The 7,288-nt window shown below is 68.6% G+C and carries 9 protein-coding genes and 1 pseudogene; all 10 read left to right on the forward strand.

The features are described 5' to 3' along the window. Positions 1-315 precede the first annotated feature (315 nt). Positions 316-630, forward strand: a complete 315-nt coding sequence (locus HMPREF2883_RS01515) for an urease subunit gamma (RefSeq protein WP_070658560.1) — start codon at positions 316-318, stop codon at positions 628-630. Beyond that, positions 627-938: an urease subunit beta gene (locus HMPREF2883_RS01520; RefSeq protein WP_070658562.1), complete on the forward strand. Its 312-nt coding sequence runs from the start codon at positions 627-629 to the stop codon at positions 936-938. The genes HMPREF2883_RS01515 and HMPREF2883_RS01520 overlap by 4 nt, the downstream gene beginning before the upstream one ends. Before the next feature lie 17 nt (positions 939-955). Continuing rightward, the gene (ureC, locus tag HMPREF2883_RS01525; RefSeq protein ID WP_070658564.1) at positions 956-2,668 is read left to right on the forward strand and encodes an urease subunit alpha; all 1,713 of its coding nucleotides are present in this window, start codon (positions 956-958) and stop codon (positions 2,666-2,668) included. A gap of 21 nt (positions 2,669-2,689) precedes the next feature. Then, positions 2,690-3,181, forward strand: coding sequence for an urease accessory protein UreE (gene ureE / locus HMPREF2883_RS01530; RefSeq protein ID WP_070511732.1), 492 nt, complete (start codon positions 2,690-2,692; stop codon positions 3,179-3,181). Continuing rightward, entirely contained in the window at positions 3,162-3,932 is a 771-nt protein-coding gene (locus tag HMPREF2883_RS01535) for an urease accessory protein UreF (RefSeq protein ID WP_070658567.1), read from the forward strand. Before ureE ends, HMPREF2883_RS01535 begins: the two co-directional genes overlap by 20 nt. 34 nt (positions 3,933-3,966) lie before the next feature. After that, positions 3,967-4,644, forward strand: coding sequence for an urease accessory protein UreG (gene ureG, locus HMPREF2883_RS01540; RefSeq protein WP_176747109.1), 678 nt, complete (start codon positions 3,967-3,969; stop codon positions 4,642-4,644). Continuing rightward, complete coding sequence (locus HMPREF2883_RS01545; protein WP_070658569.1) at positions 4,641-5,456, forward strand: urease accessory protein UreD; 816 nt, start codon at positions 4,641-4,643, stop codon at positions 5,454-5,456. The genes ureG and HMPREF2883_RS01545 overlap by 4 nt, the downstream gene beginning before the upstream one ends. A gap of 61 nt (positions 5,457-5,517) precedes the next feature. Beyond that, a complete protein-coding gene (locus HMPREF2883_RS01550; RefSeq protein WP_070658571.1) occupies positions 5,518-6,453 on the forward strand; it encodes an urea transporter in 936 nt (311 codons plus the stop codon). A 4-nt stretch (positions 6,454-6,457) separates the two neighbouring features. Continuing rightward, positions 6,458-7,131, forward strand: a pseudogene (locus HMPREF2883_RS01555) (formyltetrahydrofolate deformylase); the annotation flags it as partial. Between the two features lie 56 nt (positions 7,132-7,187). Next, on the forward strand, positions 7,188-7,288 hold a 101-nt coding region (locus tag HMPREF2883_RS01560), incomplete at its 3' end, for a ribosomal protein bL36 (RefSeq protein ID WP_070658572.1).

A 7,288-nucleotide genomic window follows, 5' to 3' on the forward strand; every position in this document is an offset into this window, starting at 1 on the left:
CCCCCGTCTCAAGGCCCGTCAGGGCTGAGGGTCACCCCCACCCACGCAGGGCCGGGATGCGTCTCAGCACGCATCCCGGCCCTTCTTTTCCTCAGTATCGACATCAGTCGCCGACGATTGATAGCACGTCAACCATATTCAGTTCTCTCCCACCATGACGCGGAAAACCAAGAGGATCAGGAGCACCCTGATCCTTGCCGCTCAACAGTCGGAAATATTTCCGCAACATGTCAGGCATTGCCTATAAGCGTCCGTCGTGCGCGGACAAGCTCGCGCCTATGCGCCCGCTCCGGATCCATCTCTGGGAGAGCCCCCATGCACCTCACCCCTCGTGAGCAGGAGAAGCTACTCATCGTCGTCGCCGCAGACCTGGCGCGAAGACGCAAGGACAGGGGTATCCGGCTCAATCATCCTGAGGCAGTCGCCTACATCACCGCTGAGATCCTCGAGGGAGCCCGAGAGGGGCGCACGGTCACCGATCTCATGGCCTACGGAACCACCCTGCTGACCTACGACGACGTCATGGAGGGAGTCCCCGAGATGGTCCGCGCGGTCCAGGTGGAGGCGACCTTCCCCGACGGGACCAAGCTCGTCTCCGTTCACGACCCGATTCGCAGGAGCCTGCCATGATCCCCGGGGAGTACCGACTCGTGAACGGCACCATCACCATCAACGAGGGCCGCCCCACTCTCCGTCTCGACGTCCTCAACACTGGGGACCGTCCCATTCAGGTCGGCTCGCACTTCCACTTCGCCGAGGTCAACCCCGCGCTGTCCTTCGACCGGCGGGCCGCTCGGGGCTTCCGCCTCGACATTCCGGCCGGTACCGCGGTTCGCTTCGAACCGGGCGACTCCCGGCCAGTCCACCTGGTGGCGCTGGCGGGAGCACGAAGGGTCTTCGGTCTGGCAGGCGAGACGAACGGCCCGGTCGAGGGCTGAGAGCACAGGAGCACATCATGAGCAAGGAACTCAGCCGTCGGGAGCATGCCGCCTTGTACGGCCCCACCACCGGGGACGCCGTCCGCCTGGCCGACACCGACCTGTTCGCCCAGATCGAGCGGGACCTGACCCACCGTGGCGACGAGGCCGTCTTCGGAGGCGGCAAGGTCATCCGCGACGGTATGGGCCACAACGGCCAGCGCACGCGGGACGAGGGCATCCCCGACACCGTCATCACCAACGCAATCATCATCGACTACACCGGCATCTACAAGGCCGACGTTGCCATCCGCGACGGCGTTATCAGCGCTATCGGCGCTGCGGGCAACCCGGACATCATGGACGACGTCGATATCGTCATCGGAGCCTCCACGGAGGTGATCGCCGGCGAGCACCGCATCCTGACGGCCGGGGGCATCGACTCCCACATTCACTTCATCTCCCCCACCCAGGTCGCCACCGCCCTAGCCTCGGGCGTGACCACCATGATCGGAGGAGGGACGGGGCCGGCCGACGGCACCAACGCCACCACGATCACTCCCGGGGCGTGGCACCTGGCCCGCATGCTTCAGGCCGTCGAGGACTTCCCCATGAATATCGGCCTGTTGGGCAAGGGCCACGCCTCGGCCCGGGAGCCTCTGGCCGAGCAGCTGCGCGCCGGCGCGGTCGGCTTCAAGATCCATGAGGACTGGGGCGCCACGCACGCCGTCATCGACGAGGCTCTCAAGGTGGCCGACGAGTTCGACGTGCAGGTGGCCATCCACACCGACACGCTCAACGAGTGCGGCTTCGTCGAGGACACCCGTCGCGCGATCGGCGGGAGGGTCATCCACACCTTCCACACCGAGGGCGCCGGTGGCGGTCACGCCCCCGACATCATCACCCTGGCGCAGGACCCCAACATCCTGCCGTCCTCGACCAACCCGACGCTGCCCTTCACGCGCAACACCGCTGAGGAGCATCTCGACATGCTCATGGTGTGCCACCACCTCAATCCCGCCATCCCGGAGGACGTCGCCTTCGCCGACTCGCGCATCCGACCGGAGACGATCGCCGCCGAGGACGTGCTGCACGACCTGGGCGTGTTCTCGATGACGTCGTCGGACTCCCAGGCCATGGGGCGCGTCGGCGAGGTCGTCATCCGCACCTGGCAGGTGGCCGACCAGATGAAGAAGGCTCGCGGCAGGCTCGCCGGGGACCCGGAGGGCGGCGACAACCTGCGCATCAAGCGCTACGTGTCGAAGTACACGATCAACCCGGCCCGCACCAACGGGATCGCCGAGGTCGTGGGCAGCGTGGAGGTGGGCAAGTGGGCCGATTTGGTGCTGTGGGACCCCGCTTTCTTCGGGGTCAAGCCGTCCCTGATCCTCAAGGGCGGCCAGATCGCCTCAGCGGTCATGGGTGACGCCAACGCCTCGATCCCCACCCCCGAGCCCACGCTCATGCGCACCATGTTCGGCGGTTACGGGGCGGCGCCGGCGTCGAACTCGATCACCTTCATGTCCCAGGCGGCCATCGATGAGGGAGTGCCCCAGAGCCTGGGGCTGCGCAAGAGGATCTGCCCGGCCCGCGGGGTCAGGCGGCTGACGAAGGCGGACATGGCCTTCAACGACGCCACTCCAGCGCTCACCGTCGATCCCGAGACCTACGAGGTCACCGTCGACGGCGAGAAGGTCACCTGCGAGCCCGCCCACGTCCTGGCCATGGCCCAGCGCTACTTCCTCTTCTGACCCCTCACCCCTGGAGCCTTCATGATTATCGAGTCCATCTCAGGCAATATCCACGACCTGCCCGGCGAGGAGCTGGAGGGCGTGCACGTGGAGAACGTGGTCCTTCCCTTGGCCGACCTCACGAAACGCATCCAACGAGTGCGCTCCGACCACGGCACCGAGCTCGGTATCCGGCTCGCGCCGGGCGCACCGGACCTGCGCGAGGGCGACATCCTGCTTCGCAACGAGCGCGGGATCGTCGTCGTGCGCCTGGAGCCCACCGATGTTCTGGTCATCGCGCCCGCCACGGTGCGCGAGATGGGGGTCGTCGCCCACAACCTGGGCAACCGGCACCTGCCCGCCCAGTTCTTCGGCCCGGAGGAGCCCTTCCCGGGCCTTGAGGGGCATGACGGCGTCATGGTCATCCAGTACGACCACACCGCCGAGCACTACCTGGAGCACCTGGGCGTGCGTCACGCGCGGATGGAGAGGTCCATGCCCGTCCCCTTCCGTCATGCCGAGCACACTCACTGACACCCCCGCCCCGCAGTGGGGCGAGCCCTCCGGCTGGCAGCTGCCGCTGGCCCAGCTGTGCGACTCCGCGCTGCCCACGGGCGCCTTCTCCCACTCCTTCGGGCTGGAGACCTACATCTGCGAGGGCGTCGTGGACGGTGAGGCCACCTTCGTGTCCTGGCTGCGCGCACTCGTGTCCACCCAGCTGACCTTCTCCGAGGGGCTGGGGCTGCGGCTGGCCTTCGAGGCGGTGGCGGCCGATGACTGGGAGGCGATCGCCCGCCTCGATGCGCTTCTCGTGGCTCAGGCGGTGCCGCTCCAGGTGCGCCGGGCCGGGGTGACGATGGGGCGGCGGATGCTCACCATCGCCCGCCTGGCCCTGGAAGGCACCGACGGTGGCAGGCTGCTGAGCCGATACGCGGCGCTCGTGGACACCGGGAACACCGGGGGCACCGGGGGCAGCGGGGGCTGCCGCTCCCACCCCGCCATCGTGCTGGCGATCGCCGGCTACGCGCTGGGGGCGCCGCCGGCGGCGGTCACGGCGGCCTACCTCCAGTCCAGCGTCATCTCACTGACGCAGAACGCCGTACGAGCCATCCCCCTGGGGCAGGACGCCGGTCAGCGCGCCATCGCCTCGGTGCGCGGCGACGTCCGCGCCGCGGTCAGGCGGATCGGGGGCCTCGACGAGATGGATCTGGGGGCCGCCGCACCCGGGATCGAGATCAGCCAGATGCGGCACGAGCGCCAGCGGGCCCGCATGTTCATGTCCTGAAAGACCTTCCTGAAGAGCTAGTGAGGAGACTGTCATGTCAGCAGCAACCAGCCAGCAGCAGGTGGACGCACCCGGGCAGCCGGCGCACCGTTCCCACCCCGGCCCGGTCCGGATCGGGGTGGGCGGCCCGGTGGGGGCGGGCAAGACCCAGCTCATCGAGCGCATCACCCGGGCCATGAGCCGGGAGGTCTCCATGGCCGCCGTCACCAATGACATCTACACGATCGAGGACGCCAAGATCCTCGCCGCGCAGGGGGTCCTGCCGGTGGACCGCATCGTCGGGCTGGAGACCGGGGGCTGCCCGCACACGGCCATCCGTGAGGACACCTCCATGAACGAGGCGGCGATCGCCGAGCTGGTGGAGCGCCACCCGGACCTGGAGGTGGTGTTCGTGGAGTCGGGAGGCGACAACCTCTCGGCCACCTTCTCCCCCGAGCTGGTCGACTTCTCCATCTACGTCATCGACGTCGCCCAGGGCGAAAAGATTCCTCGCAAGGCCGGTCAGGGGATGATCAAGTCCGACCTGTTCGTCATCAACAAGACGGACCTGGCCCCTCACGTCGGCGCCGACCTGGCGGTCATGGAGGCCGACTCCAAGGTGTTCCGGGGTGACAAGCCCTTCTGCTTCACCAACCTCAAGACCGATGAGGGCCTGGAGCAGGTCATCGAGTGGATCCACCATGACGTGCTCATGACGGACCTGGAGTCGTGAGCACCACCGGCGAGCTGCACCTGCGGATCGCCCGGGGCGGGGACCGGAGCGTCGCCGTCGGCCAGTACCACAGGGGAGCACTGAGGGTTTTCCGTCCGCTGTACCTCGATGAGACCGGGCAGGTGACCTACTACGTGGTCAATCCCGGAGGCGGGTACCTGGACGGCGACTCCTATCTCACCGAGGTCGAGGTCCTCCAGGGGGCCTCGGCGGTGCTGACGACCCAGGCGGCCACGAAGATCTACCGCACCCCCACCTGCCCGGTCCGCCAGGACACCCGGGTGAGCCTGGGGCCTGGGGCCGTGCTGGAGCTCGTTCCCGACCAGGTCATCGCCTACCGGGAGTCCTCCTACCGGCAGACCACCCTGGTTGAGATGGACCCGACGGCGACCTTCATGTCCCTGGAGGTCCTCACCCCCGGATGGGCCCCGGACGGTTCGGCCTTCGGCTACGACTGCGTGCGGATGCGCACTGACATCCGGGTCGGTGGCCGGTACGCCGTCGTCGACAACCTGCGTCTGGTCCCCGGTGAGGCCGGGCTGGCGGGGCTGGGAGGCCTGGAGGGGCACAGCCACCTGGCCTCCTTCACGGCGCTCGACGCCCGGGTCGATGCCGCCCTGGTCAATGAGGTGGCCCAGATGCTGGAGGTCGACGACGTGCGCGGCGCAGTGACGCGGGTGCAGGGACCCGGCTTCATCGCCCGGGCGCTGGGCGATGACACGACCCGTCTGACCGCTCTCATGCTCGACATCAGCGAGCTTCTGCGCGGCCGGTGGTTCGGCGCGCCGAGGCTCAACCTGCGCAAGTACTAGCAACAGCCCGCTCGCCTGGGCGGCGGGCACCTCCCGATGTCTCTATCGATCGGAGCCCCTCATGCCTCAGCCAACTACTCATCGGCCCCGCCACCCGGCTGACGGACCGGGTACCTCGGCCGTCCCGTCGATCGTCTCATCCGGCGTGGGCGCGCTGGGGCGCGGGGTGGGGCAGATCTTCCTCCAGCCCCGGGCGCTCACCGGTTTGCTCATCGTGGCCGGCGTCGCCGTCTACTCACCGCTCATGGCCTTTGAGGTGGTCCTCGGGACGACGGTGTCGACGGTGGCGGCCAGGATGCTGGATCTGCGTGTCCGTGACGGACTCCAGGGCTACAACGGGGCGCTGGTGGGAGCAGCGGCCTGGGCCGCCATGGGTGTTTTCTGGCCGGCGACGCTGGTCACCGTGGTCGGGGCGGCGGCGTGCCCCGCGGTCCACCGCGCGTTGGAGCGCGCACTCGCCCCGGTCGGGCTCCCGGCGCTCACGGCTCCTTTCTGCATCGTCTCCGGCCTGCTGACGGCTCTGCTCAGGGCGATCGATGCGCCGATGGTGCCGGATCCGGCGCCGGTCAGTGGGGCGACGGCGTGGCTGGTCCCGGAGGCGGTGCTGACGGGAGAGTCCCAGGTGGTGCTCGTCGATTCCTGGGTGGGCGGGGCGCTGATCCTGGCCGGGCTGTTCATCGCCGGGTGGAGAGTCGGGGCGGCGGCGCTGCTGGGCAGCGTCGTCGGGACGGCAGCGACGCTGGCGCTCGTTCCCGCCGGTCAGGCGGCGCACGGGCTGGGCGGATACTCTCCGTGCCTGACGGCGATCGCGATCGGCGTCGTCCTTCTGCCTCCCGGGAGGCGGGCCTGGGTGCTGGCGGTGGTGGGGTCGGTGCTGACCGTCGTCGTGGACCGGGTTTTCACGGCGATCCCGGTGCCGACCTACACCTGGCCCTTCATCGTGACCACCTGGCTGGTGCTCGCCGTCGTCAAGTGGCGCGAGCGCCGACTAGGCTGAGGCCATGGCTCATTCCACGGCGCAAACCGACTCCGCCGCCCACCTGGTCTTGTCCCTGTCCTGCCCCGACCGCCCGGGGATTGTCCATGCGGTCACCGGCACGCTGGCGCGCCGCGGCGGGAACATCACCGAGTCCAAGCAGTTCGGGGACTCCTCCACGGGCCTGTTCTTCATGCGGGTCCAGGTGCTCACCACCGTGCCGCGCGTGGAGCTGGAGAAGGACCTGGCTGAGCTGGCCGGCGAGTACGAGATGGAGTGGAGCCTCGATGAGGTAGGGCGCGCCATGCGCACCCTCATCATGGTCTCCAAGGAGGGGCACTGCCTGACCGACCCGCTCTTCCGGGCCCGCAGCCAGGGGCTGCCGGTCGACGTCGTCGGCGTGGTGGGCAACCACGAGACGCTGCGGGACGTCGCCGAGTTCTACGGCGTCCCCTTCCACTGCATCCCCGTCACCAAGAACACCAAGGCGGAGGCGGAGGCCGAGCTGCTGGGGCTCGTGGACGAGCTCGGCGTGGAGCTCGTCGTGCTCGCGCGCTACATGCAGATCCTCTCGGAGTCCCTGTGCGAGAAGCTGCACGGGGGCGTCATCAACATCCACCACTCCTTCCTGCCGTCCTTCAAGGGCGCCAAGCCGTACCACCGCACGCGCGCGGGGTCAAGCTCATCGGCGCCACCGCCCCTCATCCCTGCTCTCGCGCCGCCATCACTGGACACGAAGAAGGAAAGGAGCCGACATGAAGGTTCGTGCCTCGATCCGGTCCCTGGCCAAGCAGCCGGGGTCCAAGGTGGTCCGACGCCGCGGCCACACCTACGTCATCAACAAGAAGAACCCCCG

The organism is Actinomyces sp. HMSC075C01, assembly GCF_001812965.1.
Taxonomy (GTDB): domain Bacteria; phylum Actinomycetota; class Actinomycetes; order Actinomycetales; family Actinomycetaceae; genus Actinomyces; species Actinomyces acetigenes.

Bases quoted from the DNA above. Each gene is read 5' to 3' on its own strand.
- HMPREF2883_RS01515 (WP_070658560.1), top strand. From the start codon at position 316: ATGCACCTCACCCCTCGTGAGCAGGAGAAGCTACTCATCGTCGTCGCC.
- HMPREF2883_RS01520 (WP_070658562.1), top strand. From the start codon at position 627: ATGATCCCCGGGGAGTACCGACTCGTGAACGGCACCATCACCATCAAC.
- ureC (WP_070658564.1), top strand. From the start codon at position 956: ATGAGCAAGGAACTCAGCCGTCGGGAGCATGCCGCCTTGTACGGCCCC.
- ureE (WP_070511732.1), top strand. From the start codon at position 2,690: ATGATTATCGAGTCCATCTCAGGCAATATCCACGACCTGCCCGGCGAG.
- HMPREF2883_RS01535 (WP_070658567.1), top strand. From the start codon at position 3,162: ATGCCGAGCACACTCACTGACACCCCCGCCCCGCAGTGGGGCGAGCCC.
- ureG (WP_176747109.1), top strand. From the start codon at position 3,967: ATGTCAGCAGCAACCAGCCAGCAGCAGGTGGACGCACCCGGGCAGCCG.
- HMPREF2883_RS01550 (WP_070658571.1), top strand. From the start codon at position 5,518: ATGCCTCAGCCAACTACTCATCGGCCCCGCCACCCGGCTGACGGACCG.